Source organism: Rhizobium sp. R711 (assembly GCF_002211365.1).
Classification (GTDB): Bacteria; Pseudomonadota; Alphaproteobacteria; order Rhizobiales; family Rhizobiaceae; genus Rhizobium.
In genome coordinates, this window is sequence record NZ_LOKZ01000035.1 from 118,644 (window position 1) to 132,919 (window position 14,276).

Annotated in this window: 17 protein-coding genes; 7 read left to right on the forward strand and 10 right to left on the reverse strand. The window is 60.4% G+C overall.

Going from position 1 to position 14,276, the window contains the following annotated elements; all coding sequences use genetic code 11:
- The first annotated feature begins 38 nt into the window (after nt 1-38).
- Entirely contained in the window at nt 39-1,379 is a 1,341-nt protein-coding gene (locus ATY80_RS22815; protein ID WP_088694586.1) for an Nramp family divalent metal transporter, read from the forward strand.
- Here ATY80_RS22815 and ATY80_RS22820 read toward each other — a convergent pair.
- Together ATY80_RS22820 and ATY80_RS22825 are read right to left on the reverse strand one after the other, a co-directional pair.
- Complete coding sequence (locus ATY80_RS22820) at nt 1,376-2,152, reverse strand: methyltransferase (protein ID WP_088694587.1); 777 nt, start codon at nt 2,150-2,152, stop codon at nt 1,376-1,378. The genes ATY80_RS22815 and ATY80_RS22820 overlap by 4 nt on opposite strands.
- A gap of 7 nt (nt 2,153-2,159) precedes the next feature.
- Nucleotides 2,160-2,387 carry a DUF2007 domain-containing protein gene (locus tag ATY80_RS22825; RefSeq protein WP_088694588.1) on the reverse strand — a complete coding sequence of 76 codons (228 nt, stop codon included), beginning with the start codon at nt 2,385-2,387 and terminating at the stop codon, nt 2,160-2,162.
- 108 nt (nt 2,388-2,495) lie between these two features.
- On the opposite strand from ATY80_RS22825, the gene ATY80_RS22830 reads away from it, so the two are divergent.
- The 4 genes from ATY80_RS22830 to moaB all read left to right on the forward strand — a co-directional run bounded on the left by ATY80_RS22830 (nt 2,496) and on the right by moaB (nt 6,922).
- Complete coding sequence (locus ATY80_RS22830) at nt 2,496-3,512, forward strand: polyprenyl synthetase family protein (protein WP_088694589.1); 1,017 nt, start codon at nt 2,496-2,498, stop codon at nt 3,510-3,512.
- 130 nt (nt 3,513-3,642) lie between these two features.
- Nucleotides 3,643-5,472, forward strand: a complete 1,830-nt coding sequence (locus ATY80_RS22835; RefSeq protein WP_088694590.1) for a tetratricopeptide repeat protein — start codon at nt 3,643-3,645, stop codon at nt 5,470-5,472.
- A gap of 6 nt (nt 5,473-5,478) precedes the next feature.
- The gene (locus ATY80_RS22840) at nt 5,479-6,387 is read left to right on the forward strand and encodes a 4-(cytidine 5'-diphospho)-2-C-methyl-D-erythritol kinase (protein WP_088694591.1); all 909 of its coding nucleotides are present in this window, start codon (nt 5,479-5,481) and stop codon (nt 6,385-6,387) included.
- Nucleotides 6,371-6,922 carry a molybdenum cofactor biosynthesis protein B gene (moaB, locus tag ATY80_RS22845; protein WP_088694592.1) on the forward strand — a complete coding sequence of 184 codons (552 nt, stop codon included), beginning with the start codon at nt 6,371-6,373 and terminating at the stop codon, nt 6,920-6,922. The genes ATY80_RS22840 and moaB overlap by 17 nt, the downstream gene beginning before the upstream one ends.
- 29 nt (nt 6,923-6,951) lie before the next feature.
- Here the strand turns inward: moaB and ATY80_RS22850 are convergent, their stop codons facing one another.
- Nucleotides 6,952-7,269 (reverse strand): hypothetical protein, encoded by a 318-nt coding sequence (locus ATY80_RS22850; protein ID WP_088694593.1) that lies wholly within the window; start codon nt 7,267-7,269, stop codon nt 6,952-6,954.
- Nucleotides 7,270-7,454: 185 nt separating this feature from the next.
- Nucleotides 7,455-7,973: a glycosyl transferase gene (locus tag ATY80_RS22855; protein ID WP_088694594.1), complete on the reverse strand. Its 519-nt coding sequence runs from the start codon at nt 7,971-7,973 to the stop codon at nt 7,455-7,457.
- A gap of 137 nt (nt 7,974-8,110) precedes the next feature.
- Here ATY80_RS22855 and ATY80_RS22860 point away from each other — a divergent pair, with 137 nt between their 5' ends.
- Complete coding sequence (locus tag ATY80_RS22860) at nt 8,111-9,268, forward strand: PA0069 family radical SAM protein (RefSeq protein ID WP_088694595.1); 1,158 nt, start codon at nt 8,111-8,113, stop codon at nt 9,266-9,268.
- Nucleotides 9,269-9,378: 110 nt separating this feature from the next.
- Nucleotides 9,379-10,053 (forward strand): ribonuclease HII, encoded by a 675-nt coding sequence (locus ATY80_RS22865; RefSeq protein WP_088694596.1) that lies wholly within the window; start codon nt 9,379-9,381, stop codon nt 10,051-10,053.
- 79 nt (nt 10,054-10,132) lie between these two features.
- Here the strand turns inward: ATY80_RS22865 and ATY80_RS22870 are convergent, their stop codons facing one another.
- From ATY80_RS22870 to ATY80_RS22895, 6 genes are all read right to left on the reverse strand, one after another.
- A complete protein-coding gene (locus ATY80_RS22870) occupies nt 10,133-10,624 on the reverse strand; it encodes a F0F1 ATP synthase subunit B (protein ID WP_088694597.1) in 492 nt (163 codons plus the stop codon).
- A gap of 3 nt (nt 10,625-10,627) precedes the next feature.
- The gene (locus ATY80_RS22875; RefSeq protein WP_088694598.1) at nt 10,628-11,266 is read right to left on the reverse strand and encodes a F0F1 ATP synthase subunit B; all 639 of its coding nucleotides are present in this window, start codon (nt 11,264-11,266) and stop codon (nt 10,628-10,630) included.
- A 78-nt stretch (nt 11,267-11,344) separates the two neighbouring features.
- Nucleotides 11,345-11,572: a F0F1 ATP synthase subunit C gene (locus tag ATY80_RS22880; RefSeq protein WP_003588243.1), complete on the reverse strand. Its 228-nt coding sequence runs from the start codon at nt 11,570-11,572 to the stop codon at nt 11,345-11,347.
- Between the two features lie 72 nt (nt 11,573-11,644).
- Nucleotides 11,645-12,397: a F0F1 ATP synthase subunit A gene (locus ATY80_RS22885; protein WP_088694599.1), complete on the reverse strand. Its 753-nt coding sequence runs from the start codon at nt 12,395-12,397 to the stop codon at nt 11,645-11,647.
- Between the two features lie 73 nt (nt 12,398-12,470).
- On the reverse strand, nt 12,471-12,815 hold the full coding sequence (locus tag ATY80_RS22890; protein WP_007530461.1) for a F0F1 ATP synthase assembly protein: 345 nt from the start codon (nt 12,813-12,815) through the stop codon (nt 12,471-12,473).
- Between the two features lie 282 nt (nt 12,816-13,097).
- Nucleotides 13,098-14,276, reverse strand: a complete 1,179-nt coding sequence (locus ATY80_RS22895) for a cell wall hydrolase (RefSeq protein WP_088694600.1) — start codon at nt 14,274-14,276, stop codon at nt 13,098-13,100.

The following is a 14,276-nucleotide window of genomic DNA, read 5'->3' on the forward strand; positions in this document are numbered from 1 at the left end:
CAGACATACTGGTCGCACTGATAATAGGTGGACACTGCATGGACATCGTAAATCCGAACACAAAGACCGGCTGGCGACATGAGCGCGAAGAGGCATCGCTTTCAGATGTCTACCGTTCCGTCCAGACGCACAAACAGGGGACGCGCTGGCGCCGCATCGCCGCGTTCCTCGGGCCCGGCTATATGGTGGCCGTCGGTTATATGGACCCCGGCAACTGGGCGACCTCGCTCGCCGGCGGTTCGAAGTTCGGCTATGCGCTGTTGACCGTCGCCCTGCTGTCCAACCTGATGGCAATCGTTCTGCAATCGCTCTGTGCGCGGCTTGCGATCGCCTCCGGCCGCGACCTTGCCCAGGCTTGCCGTGACGCCTATCCGAAATACGTCTCCGTTCCGCTGTGGGCCTTTGCCGAAATAGCCATCATCGCGACCGATATTGCCGAAGTGATTGGCACAGCCATCGGCCTCAATCTGCTGTTCGGCATTCCCCTTGAACTCGGCGTCCTCATCACGTCGCTGGACGTGTTCCTCATCCTCTACCTGCAGAAGATCGGCTTCCGGTGGGTGGAAGCCTTCGTGATCGCCCTGCTCGGCATCATTGCGGTGTGCTTTGGCGTGCAGATCTTCCTTGCCGATCCGGAATGGGGCGCTGTTATCCGGGGCTTCTTCCCGACAACCGAGATCGTTTCCAACCCCGAGATGCTCTATCTCGCGCTCGGCATTCTCGGCGCCACCGTGATGCCGCACAATCTCTATCTGCATTCCGGCATCGTCCAGACCCGCGCCTACGGCCATTCGGTGCCGGAGAAGCGCGAGGCGCTGACCTATGCGACAATCGACTCGACCATTGCGCTCTGCTTCGCGCTCCTGATCAACGCGTCGATCCTGATCCTGGCGGCGGCGGCCTTCCACGCCAACGGCAAGACGGATGTCGTGGAATTGGGCGAAGCATCCTCGCTTCTCTCTCCCTTGCTCGGCCTTGCAATCGCCCCGACGCTTTTTGGCATCGCACTCCTCTGCTGCGGCCTGAATTCGACGGTGACTGCGACGCTTGCGGGCCAGATCGTCATGGAAGGCTTCCTGAAGATCAGGCTCCAGCCGTGGGTGCGTCGCCTGATCACCCGTGCGATCGCCATCATTCCGGCCGCCTTCGTCACCATCTGGTATGGTGACCAGGGGACGGCGGAACTGCTGATCCTGACGCAGGTCGTACTCAGCCTCCAGCTCTCCTTCGCCGTCTTCCCGCTCGTGATGTTTACGGCGAGCAAGGCGAAGATGGGCGCGCTGGTCGCCCCGCGCTGGCTGAGCGCAATCGCCTACGTGATCGCGGTCCTGATTGCCGGCCTGAACGTTAAGCTGCTGTTCGATTTTGTTACTGGCTAGCGCCTGGTATAAGCCGCCCGGCCATTGTTGAGATCGTCAACGAAGGGGGAGAATTTATGCGTCCCCTCCTCGTGCATGATGAGTGGCGCGCGCAGCGAAAGCCGCGCGCGCGACCCTTTTATGGCCGTGACGAGGATGCGGACTGCGTTCTCGCCCTCACGCGGATGGATCGCGGTGACTTCGATGCCGCCGAAACGGCGTCCGCAGGCATCGATGATTTCGGCAATCGATTCCGGCCGAGCGATCAGGGATAGTTGCCCGCCGGGGATCATGATTGACCCGGCAGTGCGCACCCAGCGTTCGAACAGCCCATCCGTCATAGCGTGTGCTTCGGCCTTCAAGGCGTCAGGCGTCCGGCGATCGCCGGCATCGTTGAAGGGCGGGTTCATGATCACATGATGGAAGCTCTCATCGACGAGACCGGCTTCGTTTCGCGCCTTCGCCTTCAGCGTCACGTCCGCCTCGATGACTGAAACGCGGCCCGCCACATGCGCATTTTCAGGCAGGACTATGCTGCGGCGCGCATAGTCGGCCATTTCGCCGGAGCGCTCGAAGAGCACAACCTCGGCAGTCGGCAGCCGCGACGCGACGGCAAGGCCTGCCGCACCGGCGCCGGCACCGAGATCCGCCACCTTGATCGGACGATCGTCGGCAACGAGCGCCGCAAGCAACATTGCATCCATGCCCGAGCGATGCCCCCTGCCCTTCGGCTGCACCACATGGAACAGTCCCCGGTGAAAGGCGTCGATCGTCTCGGCAACATGTCCCGTCATCTCAGGCTCACTTTTGAGCGCGCAGTTCGTCGCCGAGGCCGGCATCCACGAGAATGCGCCGCGCCTGGTCCGCTGCTTCATCATCGACGAGGAGCCGGCGCGGCAGCATGCCGAGCGACCCTTCAAGAATGCTCATGCCCTGATCGGCGATGAAGCAGTGGATCCCCGCATCCTTGAGCAGACTCTCCGCATAAGAGAGCAACACGGGATCATTGGCGCGAATAAGTTCATGCATTTGCCGGAAAATCCCTTTCAAATTTGCGCGACGCGACAATTCACCCCTTGCCGCGCCAATCGCCCCTTTCTATTGTCGAACTCAATAATTTAACAGGAGTCCGGGTCGTTGGGCGTGGTCATACCGCTTGAAGAAAGCAAAAACAAACTGGCATCCGTCAAGCCACTGGTCGATTTGACCAAAGCGGACATGCAACGGGTGAACCAGCTTATTCTCTCCAAGGCCGGTTCCGACGTCCAGATGATCCCCGAGGTGGCCAACCATCTCATCTCGTCCGGCGGCAAGCGTCTCCGTCCGATGCTGACTTTGGCGTCGGCCGCACTGTTCGGCTACAAGGGCGAGAACCATATCAAGCTCGCGACATCGGTCGAGTTCATGCACACCGCGACGCTGCTGCATGACGATGTGGTCGATGAGAGCGACCTTCGCCGCGGCAAGTCCACCGCCCGCATGATCTGGGGCAACCAGGCAAGCGTGCTTGTCGGCGACTTCCTGCTCGGCCAGGCGTTCCGCATGATGGTCGATGTCGGCTCGCTCGATGCGCTTGACGTTCTCTCGTCGGCGGCTTGCGTGATCGCCGAAGGCGAAGTGCTGCAGCTCTCTGTCGCCAAGAACATGGAAACGACGGAAGACGACTACCTCGCCGTTATCCGCGCGAAGACGGCGGCTCTGTTTGCCGCGGCTGCCGAAGTCGGCCCGATCGTCGCCGATGCGGGCAAATCCGGCCGCAACGCGCTGAAGTCCTATGGCATGAACCTCGGCCTTGCCTTCCAGCTCGTCGACGACGCGCTTGATTACGGCGGCAAAGCAGCCGATCTCGGCAAGAATGTCGGCGACGACTTCCGCGAGGGGAAGATCACGCTTCCGGTCATCTTGGCCTATCGCCGCGGGACCGAGGAAGAACGCGCCTTCTGGCGGCAGGCCATCGAAGGCGGCGAAAGCAGCGACCAGCATCTCGAAAAGGCACTTGGCCTGATTACCAAGTACGGCACGCTGAACGATACCATTGCCCGCGCGGTTCACTACGGCACGATCGCACGCGATGCGCTCGCGCCCCTTCCCGACACGGCATGGAAATCGGCTCTGATGGAAGTCATCGACTTCTGCATCGAGCGCGTCAATTAATCGACGGTCACTGATCGCGGACTGATTTTATTGCAGGACCGCTTCAAAAAAGCCATCCTGTTGTGAGTCAGTCATTTCAACTGATTTGCAGTCGGACGAGGCCGACTGCCCCGACTAGAGAGGTTTTCTAATGCGGCAAAAACTTGCCATCCGTCTTCTTTCGAGCGCAGCCATGGCAGCGGTCATCTCGCTGGCAGCGCTCGGCGGCGTGAATGCCGAAGAGACGGCCAAGAAGGACGATGCCGCCACAGTAATCTTCGATCCGGATAGCGTCACGAGCTTCTCCGGCGCATTTTTGGCTGCCCGGACTGCCGACGTCGATCACGATTACGAGACGGCGATTGAACTCTACAAGAAGGCGTTACAGATCGAGCCGGGCAATCCGGAAATCCGTCAGCGCCTGATGATCTCGCTGCTTCTGAATGGCGACATTAAGGACGGCGTGAAATACGCCAACGACTTGAAGGGTGATCCGACGGTCGAGCGCATTACCACGATCGTGCGGAGCATGGATGCCATTCGTCGCGGCGAATTCAAGACGGCCGAGTCGCTCCTGAAATATACCGGACCGAACGATCTCGACCGGATGATGAACGATCTGCTCGCCGCTTGGGCTCGCGTCGGCGCCGGGCGCGGTAAGGATGCGCTGGCCATGGTCCAGAAGATGAAGGGACCGGATTGGGTCGGCATCTTCAAGTCCTATAACGCCGGCGCAATCGCCATCGTGAACGGTGACATCAGGGCCGCTCGGCAGAACCTCAACGACGCTGTGCTCGACAAGGATGGCGGTGCGACCGCTCCTGATACCTTCATGCGCGCCGTCATGGCTCTCGCCCGACTGGAAGCCTCGCAGGGCAACAAGCAGAAGGCACTCGACGCGATTTCCGTCGGCGATAACCTACTGCCGAATTACGCGCCGCTGAACGCACTGCGACAGAGCATCGAAAAAGGCGAAAAGCAGGAACAGCAGATCCAGACCGCCAAGCAGGGCGCTGCTGGCGTGCTCTTCTCCATCGGTGGCGCGCTGAACCGCGATGGCGCCGAAGATATCGTTTCGCTTTACCTGCAGACCGCCAAGACGCTGGATCCGGATAGCGCCGATACGCTCGTCATGCTCGGCGGCATTGCTGAGAAGCAGGAGCAGATGGACCGCGCGATCGCGCTCTACAAGCAAGTGCCCGAGAACTCGCCGATGCGCCGCATCTCCGAGCTGCAGTTGGGCCTCGCTCTTGCACAGGGCGGCAAGGTTGAAGAGGCGCGCAAGCACCTTCAGAGCCTGATCGCCTCCGATCCGAAGGACATTCGCAGCTACCTCGCCTATGGCAGCGTGCTGTCGGATGCGAAGGACTATGTCGCCATGGCCGACAACTACGACAAGGCCGTCGAAGTCCTCGGTCCGCTGCCGGGCAAGGGCGCATGGACCGTCTTCTTCCAGCGCGGCATTGCCTATGAACGCCTGAAGAAATGGGACCAGGCCGAGCCGAATTTCCGCAAGGCGCTGGAGCTCAACCCCGACCAGCCACAGGTTCTCAACTACCTCGGCTACTCCTGGATCGACATGAACCGGAACCTCGACGAGGGGCTGGCGATGATCAAGAAGGCAGTGGATCTGCGCCCGGACGATGGCTACATCATCGATTCTCTCGGCTGGGCCTATTTCCGGCTGAACCGCTTCGACGATGCGGTCGAGGAATTGGAGAAGGCCGCACAGATCAAGGCCGGAGACGCGACGATCAACGACCATCTCGGCGACGCCTACTGGCGTGTCGGACGCAAGCTTGAGGCCGTCTACCAATGGAACCGTGCGCTCGGCTCCGACCCCGAGGCATCCGAGATCCCGAAGATCAAGGAGAAGATCGCCAACGGCTTGCCGCAGGATACCGACATCTCCAAAGCCGCTGACAAGAAGCAGCCCGATCCGGCGCCGGTCGAACCGAAGCCCACGGACAAGAAGTCCTGATAGGCGATGCCCGCAGCGAGTATGCGCGATGACTTGATCGTCATCGAGGAGGCTCCGGCAAAAATCAATCTGGCCCTGCATGTGACGGGCCAGAAATCCGACGGCTACCATCTGCTCGATATGCTGGTGACCTTCACCCGGCATGGCGATCGGCTGGAATTTACGCCGGCAGATAAGGACGAGTTTGTGATGTCGGGTCGTTTCGCCGAGGCGCTTGGCGACAGCAGCGACAACAATCTTGTCCTCAAGACCCGGGACGCGCTCCGCGAGGCCATCGCTCGCGAGAGTGGCTCTGCTCCCGCTGTTCGCATCCATCTCCGGAAGAACCTGCCGATTGCGTCCGGAATCGGCGGCGGCTCCGCGGACGCGGCAGCGACGCTTCGCGGCTTGATGCGGCTCTGGAACGCTTCTTTTCCCCGCGCGACGATCGAGGCGATCGCGCTTCGGCTTGGCGCCGACGTGCCAATGTGCCTGGCGAGCAGACCGCTGATCGCCCGTGGCGTTGGCGAGCAAATCACGCCGGTCGACGACATGCCGGCCTTTGCAATGGTGCTGGCAAACCCGTTGAGAGGCGTATCGACGCCCGAGATTTTTCGAGGCCTGACGAATAAGACCAATCCGCGGCTCGACATGACGCCGCGTTCGACCTGGCTCGAGACGCTAGGCTCGATGCGCAATGACCTTGAGCCAGTCGCCCGGGGTCTGCTGCCCGAAATTGCCGAGATCTCGGCGATGCTCAAGAAGCAGGGCGCCTCCTTCGTCCGCATGTCTGGTTCCGGCGCGACCTGCTACGGCATCTTCGATACGCTCACAGCGGCTGAAGACGCGGCCACCGCGCTTCACAGCGAACGGCCGGACTGGTATTTCGAAGCAACGGAAACGATCGCTGGAGGGCATGATGCCAGGACTGAATGAAACGCGCCCCTTCATTCCCGTCGGCATTGCGGTGCTGACGGTCTCGGATACGCGGACGCTTGCCGATGACCGTTCTGGCGATACGTTGGTTTCCAGGATCACGGAGGCCGGTCACCGGTTGATTGACCGCGCGATCGTCCCCGATGACCGGCAGGCTATCGCTTCGCGCGTCAAGGCCTGGACCGAACGCGACGATATCGACGTCGTCATCACCACCGGGGGAACCGGCTTTACCGGCCGCGACGTTACGCCAGAAGCTCTGGAGCCGCTTTTCGAGAAGAAGATGGATGGCTTTTCAGCTGTCTTCCACCGCATCTCCTACGAGAAGATCGGCACCTCGACGATCCAGTCCCGAGCCACGGCGGGCGTTGCCAACGCAACCTTTATTTTCGCGCTGCCAGGCTCCCCCGGCGCCTGCAAGGATGCCTGGGACAGCATACTAAAATCACAGCTCGACTACCGCCATATGCCCTGCAATTTCGTGGAGATCATGTCACGCCTCGATGAGCATTTGAAGCGCGGTGCCAGCAAGTAACGGATTGCTCCGGCATACAGCTTACAGTTCTATGTACCGATGCCCGGCAGGACAGGCATCGACTCCCAGCTATCACCCGACAGCAGGATGCAGCTCACGCCATGAACATCCGTGATAAGCAGGGTCCACGTGCCACTCTGCGCGGCATAGACCTCAAGCATGGCGTTCTGGTTGATCAACCCGACTGCCATCAGCCTCTCGGCAAAGTTCTTGTCGAGGAAATTGACGACTTCGGATCGGCCTGCGCAACTGCGCATCATCTGCGATGCTGCCGAATGCGGATGCGCGATCATCGATGTCGTCAATATGACGGCCAAGAAAAGGCCGCGGATCATATTGCGTTTCATGACGCACCTCCTTTGCCGGAAACCGGCAGAAGAGGAGACTTCCGCTGACCTGCTCTGCCGTCTGCCGGCATTCCATGGTCGACCGTCACGAAGCGAGGCGCTCGGGCGGCGCCATGCGCGAATTATAGCGCAAAATTGTATCGGGCGCCATCATTTGCGGGGAAATGAGGGAGCATGACGCGCCGCTATCGTGCGGCGCGCGCGACCCAGGATGGAATCAGTTCGCTGGAAAGCTTCCGCAGCTTTTGCCCTTTCGCGAATTCTGAGAGGCGCATTCCGCTTCTTGCCGCGGCCAATGCCTGCTTCTTGGGGAGGAGAAGGCCAAGCTCCAGCGGCGACGAGGCCCGACCGATGCGCTGCAGGAAAGGACGTCGATATCCTCGCGAAGCCGTGAAGCGCGCCGGCAGTTTGTTCAGAGCCATGTACTCGGCAATCTCGTCGATCCAGCCGGTCTGCGGTCGCGCTCCCGGCTCGACGAAAAGCAGCCACTCGCCCCGCACCGACCGAACGATGTCCTTGATATCCCATTGCGAATGGAAGCGGCAGCCGGCGGCGTCGGCCACCCTCGACGTCCCATCCCGCGAGCCGTGGTCCAGCACCACGACGTCACTAACAAGCCCCTCCACTGCGCCTGCAACCAACACCGATAACGTCTGCGCCAGCTCAGGCTCCTGATCCTGGCATTCAAGTACAACAGTCAACATCGCCTATTCATAAAGCGCCGCACAAAAATTTGCCAGCGGCACTTTCCTTATTTTGTTCTTGCATTGTTCTCATTTTGCCGATAGGAATTTAATCATCAAAACGGCGGGAAGCAAAGCTTCCGTCAGCGGAGAATCCGATGAAAGAGCAGTCCCTTGCAGGGCAGGCCGCATTTGCGCCTGCCAACACGGCAGATATTGCCGATGCGATGATCGTATCTGCCGGTCTGCGGATCGATGTGGACCGTCGCCGCGGACGTGCGGCCGGACTCAATCCGAGTGGACGTTTCGAGCCTCTGCGTCGGGAGACCTTCGATGATGGTTGGCAGAACCTTGAGGAACTGCCGCCGTTCAAGACCGAGGTGCAGATCGAAAAGCCGCGAACGGCCATCACCCGCAACGAGTCGCCCGACATTCCCTTTGACCGCTCGATCAACCCCTACCGCGGCTGCGAGCATGGCTGCATCTACTGCTTTGCGCGACCGACGCATGCCTATATGGGCCTTTCCGCCGGTCTGGACTTCGAGGCCAAGCTCTTCGCCAAACCGGATGCTGCGAAGCTCCTGGAGCGCGAATTGGCGAAGCCGGGCTATAAGCCACGCGTCATCGCGATCGGAACCAATACCGATCCCTATCAGCCGATCGAGAAGGAATGGCGCATCATGCGGCAGATTCTTGAGGTGCTGGAAAAGGCAAACCATCCGGTTTCGATCGTAACCAAGTCGGCAATGATCATGCGCGACCTCGACATTCTCTCGGCGATGGCGGAGAAGAACCTTGTCCGTGTTTCGCTGTCGGTGACGACGCTCGACCGAAAGCTGGCGCGGACCATGGAACCCCGCGCCTCGACGCCGACGCGTCGGCTGGAGGCCATTCGCGCGCTTTCCGAGGCAGGAATCCAGACATCGGTGATGGCTGCCCCAATGATTCCGGCACTCAACGACCACGAGCTTGAGCGCATTCTGGATTCGGCGCACGCGGCGGGTGCGACAGAGGCGAGTTATGTGATCCTGCGCCTGCCCCTCGAAGTGTCGCCGCTGTTTCGCGACTGGCTGCTGCAAAATTATCCCGACCGCTACCGCCACGTCATGGCGCTGGTCCGCTCGATGCGCGGTGGCAAGGACTACGATGCGGAGTTCGGCAAGCGAATGAAAGGTGCCGGACCCTATGCCTGGCAGATTGCACGCCGTTTCGAGATGGCGACGAATCGACTCGGCATGACCCGCCGCAGCATGCCGTTGCGGGATGATCTCTTCGTTCCGCCCGATGGTAGCGGGGTGCAGCTTTCGCTGCTTTGATATTTGAGCTTCGCGGATGGTCGCCCTGCCCTTCCGCGCTCGAGTCCCCGGCCCGCCGCCCTGATCCGGGGACTTGCAGGAAATCGGGTTGGCGTGCGAGGTTCAGCCGCATGAAACGTCGCACGTCACCCGATTCTCCTATGCTTTTCGAAGATGTCCCCCTCGTGCCGGATTTCCGGCTGGAGCTGAAGGCGCGCAAGGCCGGCCATTGGCCAGTTGCCGGCGCCGATGAAGCTGGGAGGGGGCCGCTGGCCGGCCCCGTGGTGGCAGCCGCCGTCATTCTCGACCCCAAGCGTATTCCCGACGGCCTGAACGACTCGAAGCAGCTTTCGGCGCAGAAGCGCGAGGAGCTTTTCGTTCAGATTCTTGCAACGGCAACGGTGTCTATCGCCTCCTCGAGTTCGACCCGCATCGACGAGACCGATATCCGCAAGGCCAGCCTCGACGCCATGCGCCGCGCCATCTGTGGTTTATCTGTCCCTGCAAGCTATGTCCTGACGGATGGGCTCGACGTTCCGCCCGGGCTCGACTGCCCGGGGCAGGCGGTGGTCAAGGGTGATGCGCGTTCGGTCTCCATCGCCGCCGCCTCCATTGTCGCCAAGGTGACGCGGGACCGGATGATGGCACGAGCTGACAGCACCTTCCCCGTCTATGGCTTTGCCGCGCATGCCGGCTATGGCACAGCACAGCACCGGGCTGGCATCGAGAAGAATGGCCCCTGTTCGCTGCACCGCATGACTTTCAGCCCGCTGAAAAAGCTGCCTGGCGACATAGGTAGCGACTGACCCGTCCGCAACCGATCAGCATCGGCCCAAAACAAAAAGCCCCGCATTGCGGGGCTTCTTCGAAAGCGAGATGCTTACCTTAGTTGAGGCGGCTCTTGACCTGGCCGAGGGCGTCGCTGAAGAGCTCGGACTGAACCTTCGTATCGGCCTTCTTCGCCAGAACATTTCCGGCGGCGGCAATTGCCAGATCGACGGCGGCGGAACGGACCGCCTTCATCGCATCGGCTTCCGCCTGCTTGATCTTCTGTTCCGAAACCGCGGTGCGGTTCGCGACGAATTCTTCCGTCTTCTTCTTGGCTTCAGCGGTCAGCATTTCGGCTTCGCGCTCGGCCGCAGCAACGATGTGCGCGGCTTCGGCTTCAGCTTCCTTACGCTTGCGCTGATACTCAGCCAGCAAATGCTGCGCCTCTTCGCGCAGGCGCTTGGCTTCCGACAGTTCGTTGCGGATCTGATCGGCACGGTCGTCGAGCGACTTCGCCATCATGCCAGGAACCTTGAGGTAGACAACCAGCGCCAGGAAGATGAACAGGCCGATCATCGCGAAGAATGTTGCGTCCAATGCAAATTCCATCGATCAAGCCCCCTTCTTGATGTCGGCAACAGCAGCGGCAATATCTGCCTTTGCCGAGGTGCCGATCAGCTGTTCCACAACAGCCGTTGCGGTTTCTTCCGCAATGGTTCCGACGTCAGCGAAAGCCTTCGCCTTGATGTCGGCGATGCGCCCTTCCGCAGCCTTGAGCTTTTCAGCCAAGCCTGCTTCAACAGCCTTGCGGTCGGCTTCCGCCTTCAGCTTGGCAGCGTCGCGAGCGGCAGTACCGATCGCGTTCGACTTGGCACGAGCCGCAGCCAATTCGGCTTCGTAAGCGGCAACGTCGGCGTCGGCTTCCGCCTTCAGGCGGCTTGCCTCATCGAGATCCTGCGAGATGCGGCTGTGACGCTGCTCGAGGATATTGCCGATGCGCGGCGCGATGACCTTTTGCATGAGCACGAAGAAGACAACAAACGTGATCGCCAGCCATAGCAGCTGCGAGGCGTAAGTCGTCGAATCGAAAGGCGGGAATACGCCGCCACCATGATGCTCGGCTGGTACGCCGGTCTCGGTGTGGACATCGCCTGCTGCCGGGGCGGCATGCGTGTCTGTACCGGTTGCTGCACCAGTTTCTGCGGTTCCAGCCGGGGCCTCTTCGGCGTAAGCCGGGGTCACAAAAAACATGCTCACCTCCAGGTGTACTGCAAATGCAAAGGATCACGGCATGCGGGCTGCAGGCCGTGATCCTTCAATGCGCCTGTATTAAACGGCGAAGAGCAGGAGGAGAGCGACGAGCAGCGAGAAGATGCCCAGAGCTTCCGTAACGGCGAAGCCGAAAACCAGACGGCCGAACTGGCTGTCAGCTGCAGACGGGTTGCGCAGAGCGCCGGACAGGTAGCTGCCGAAGATGTTGCCGAGGCCGAGAGCCGTACCGGCCATACCAAAGCAAGCCAGACCTGCACCGATGAACTTTGCTGCTTCCGCTTCCATGTTGAACTCCTTTGAAATGGTTGTGTTGCGGCGAAATTGACTGACGCCCTTGGACGTCAATGTCGGTATCCCTTAGTGGCCACCCGGATGGATCGCGTCGTTGAGGTACATGCAAGTCAGGACCGCAAAGACGTAAGCCTGGAGGAAGGCGACGAGGAACTCGAGACCCGTCAGGGCGACGGTCATGAGGAGAGGAAGGACAGCGCCACCGATACCGACTGCACCCAGCGCTCCAAGCGAGGCGACGAAGCCTGCGAACACCTTCAGGGTGATGTGACCAGCCAGCATGTTGGCGAAAAGACGAACGGAGAGCGAAATCGGACGGGACAGGAAGGAAATGATTTCGATCGTCACAACGAGGGGCAAAAGAATGCCAGGAACGCCCGACGGGACAAAGACATTCAGGAAGTGGAAGCCATGCTTGTAGAAGCCGTAGACGAGAACCGTGCCGATGACGAGCAGCGCCAGCGCGAAGGTGACGATGATCTGGCTGGTGACCGTAAAGAAGTACGGGAACATGCCGAGCAGGTTTGCCGTCAATACGAACATGAAGAGCGAGAAGACCAATGGGAAGAATTTCATCCCCTTGGATCCGGCGCCTTCCTTCAGCATGTTGGCGATGAACTCGTAGGACATCTCCGCAACCGACTGGGAGCGACCCGGCACGATCGCCCGGTTCGACGTCGAGAAATAGAGGAAGCCAGCGGCAACGGCAGCGGACGCCACCATGAAGAGCGATGCATTCGTAAACGAAAAATCAATTCCGCCGACTTCGATCGGCACAATCTTCTGGATCAGGAACTGATGGGTCGGATCGTTAGACACCGCTTGTTCTCTCTATCTTTAGCCCGCGCAAGACGGGATTATTGCACTGGATCGAACGCCGGAGCGCCCTGCCCTATTTTCCACCATTCTGACGCTCGCCGGGATCAGGCTTTGCAACCTTGCCCGCAGCACGCAGAACGTTCAATACGCCGGCACAAAATCCAAGAAGAAGAAGAACAATCATCCCCCAAGGCGCCGTGCCGACAAAACGGTCGAGGAGATAGCCGAGAACGGCGCCGACGACGATTGCGGAGATGAACTCGCTCGAAAGCTTCATCGCCTCCGCGTAACCTTTGCGGCTCGCTTCGGCGCTTGCTTCGACAGCCTCTTCCTTCCCCGCCTCTACGCGCTTGGTTGCGAGCTCCGCTCCCAATTGCGCCCGGCGCTTCTCAAGACCTTCCTCGCGGTCGTCCGTCATGGTGCTCTCCTCCACTAGCCGCTGTCCGCGATCCCGCTACCCCGGTTTTCCGGACAACAACCCCAAGGTTTGAGAACCTTTCGGCCCGTTCTGAAGTCGCGCGCAACATAGTTTTAGCAAAAAGCATAGTCAAGGCGTGAGCGGTCGATGTCCAGCCATAAAATAAGCATGAGAAAACATGTGCTTAGGTCAATCTCAGCGCACTTTTCCAAAATCGACCGAAAGAATCCGCTTTTGTGTGCGGCGAAGAGACACGAAATCGCGTCAGGATCGGCTTTTCCGTTAGCTCCAGCCGCCGCCATAGGTGCGATAGAAGACGTGCAGGCCGATGCGGCCGACCTTCTCCATGGTCTTGGCCCATTTCGGACGAACGTAGACAGCGTGATAATGGGTGGCGGAGCCGACCTGCGGCAGCCAGATCTTGCCGGCGGTCACCGCCATCGCGACTTCGCGGGCGATTCTCCAGTGATATTGCGAGTTCACCCGATCCTTGATGTTGTCGCAGGCAAAGGAGAACTGGCATCGGTTACGCCAATCCTCATTCTGATAGACGACGCCGCAGATCGTCTTCGGGTAGGCCGGATTGCGGACGCGATTGAGAATGACCTGGGCAACGGCAGCCTGACCCTTCACCGTTTCGCCGCGTGCCTCGAAGTAGATGCCGGATGCCAGGCACTGCTGCTCGGCCGCCGAAAATACCGACGGCGCCAGGATGCTTGCGGCCCAGGCGTGGTCACGCGGGCCGATCTGCGGGACGAAGCGGCCGTCGTCCGCCTTGTCGGTGAGAATCGAATCAAACGGCGACAGACGGGAGTAATCAGGCGCGGCTGGCGCGTAGGCCGTCGCCAGCACGTCGGCCTTTGGGTTGGTCACGAGGCCAGCCAGCATCGGCGAAACGCCGCGATCCGGCTTGAGCGGTTCCCTCTTATAGAAGTTGGTCGCGATCTCGATTTCCTTGCCCTTGATCTTCGGCTTCACGAAGGCTGACTTATCCTTGAGATCGAAGGCGGGCTGAAAAAGTAGGCGCGTTCTCTGGAGGATAGAGCCGGCGGAAAAATCCTTTGGTGGCTGCACCTTCTCGACAGCAACTACACGGCTCTTCTTGGCCGGACGATTGACGCGGTCTTCATCCGGTGTTGCCTCATGGCCCTTGTCGTTCGCCACGAAGGCGACCTTGCGGCCGTCGGGCAGAACCATACCGGCCCCGGCTGCGATTGTGCCCGTGACAACAGGGTCGGCAAAGGTCAGTTCGGCCTGATGAATCGACCCTGCCGGCGAATTCGTCAAAACCATGCGCCAGTTTTCCCGTCCCTGGTCGAGGCCGGCAAGTAGAGCAGCGAGGTCAGCATGGGACGCCATCGTCGGCGACATCAGCCACCCACAAACGCCGAAGAGCGCGGGGGAACTCCAATTTTGAAGCAAGAGGCGCAGCTTGCCACGGGAAGGGCTATTTCGACGCAA

What these genes read in the sequence shown, in the direction of transcription:
- ATY80_RS22815 (WP_088694586.1), top strand. Translation starts at nt 39, where the DNA reads ATGGACATCGTAAATCCGAACACAAAGACCGGCTGGCGACATGAGCGC.
- ATY80_RS22820 (WP_088694587.1), bottom strand. Translation starts at nt 2,152, where the DNA reads ATGACGGGACATGTTGCCGAGACGATCGACGCCTTTCACCGGGGACTG.
- ATY80_RS22825 (WP_088694588.1), bottom strand. Translation starts at nt 2,387, where the DNA reads ATGCATGAACTTATTCGCGCCAATGATCCCGTGTTGCTCTCTTATGCG.
- ATY80_RS22835 (WP_088694590.1), top strand. Translation starts at nt 3,643, where the DNA reads ATGCGGCAAAAACTTGCCATCCGTCTTCTTTCGAGCGCAGCCATGGCA.
- ATY80_RS22840 (WP_088694591.1), top strand. Translation starts at nt 5,479, where the DNA reads ATGCCCGCAGCGAGTATGCGCGATGACTTGATCGTCATCGAGGAGGCT.
- moaB (WP_088694592.1), top strand. Translation starts at nt 6,371, where the DNA reads ATGCCAGGACTGAATGAAACGCGCCCCTTCATTCCCGTCGGCATTGCG.
- ATY80_RS22850 (WP_088694593.1), bottom strand. Translation starts at nt 7,269, where the DNA reads ATGAAACGCAATATGATCCGCGGCCTTTTCTTGGCCGTCATATTGACG.
- ATY80_RS22855 (WP_088694594.1), bottom strand. Translation starts at nt 7,973, where the DNA reads ATGTTGACTGTTGTACTTGAATGCCAGGATCAGGAGCCTGAGCTGGCG.
- ATY80_RS22860 (WP_088694595.1), top strand. Translation starts at nt 8,111, where the DNA reads ATGAAAGAGCAGTCCCTTGCAGGGCAGGCCGCATTTGCGCCTGCCAAC.
- ATY80_RS22865 (WP_088694596.1), top strand. Translation starts at nt 9,379, where the DNA reads ATGAAACGTCGCACGTCACCCGATTCTCCTATGCTTTTCGAAGATGTC.
- ATY80_RS22870 (WP_088694597.1), bottom strand. Translation starts at nt 10,624, where the DNA reads ATGGAATTTGCATTGGACGCAACATTCTTCGCGATGATCGGCCTGTTC.
- ATY80_RS22875 (WP_088694598.1), bottom strand. Translation starts at nt 11,266, where the DNA reads ATGTTTTTTGTGACCCCGGCTTACGCCGAAGAGGCCCCGGCTGGAACC.
- ATY80_RS22880 (WP_003588243.1), bottom strand. Translation starts at nt 11,572, where the DNA reads ATGGAAGCGGAAGCAGCAAAGTTCATCGGTGCAGGTCTGGCTTGCTTT.
- ATY80_RS22890 (WP_007530461.1), bottom strand. Translation starts at nt 12,815, where the DNA reads ATGACGGACGACCGCGAGGAAGGTCTTGAGAAGCGCCGGGCGCAATTG.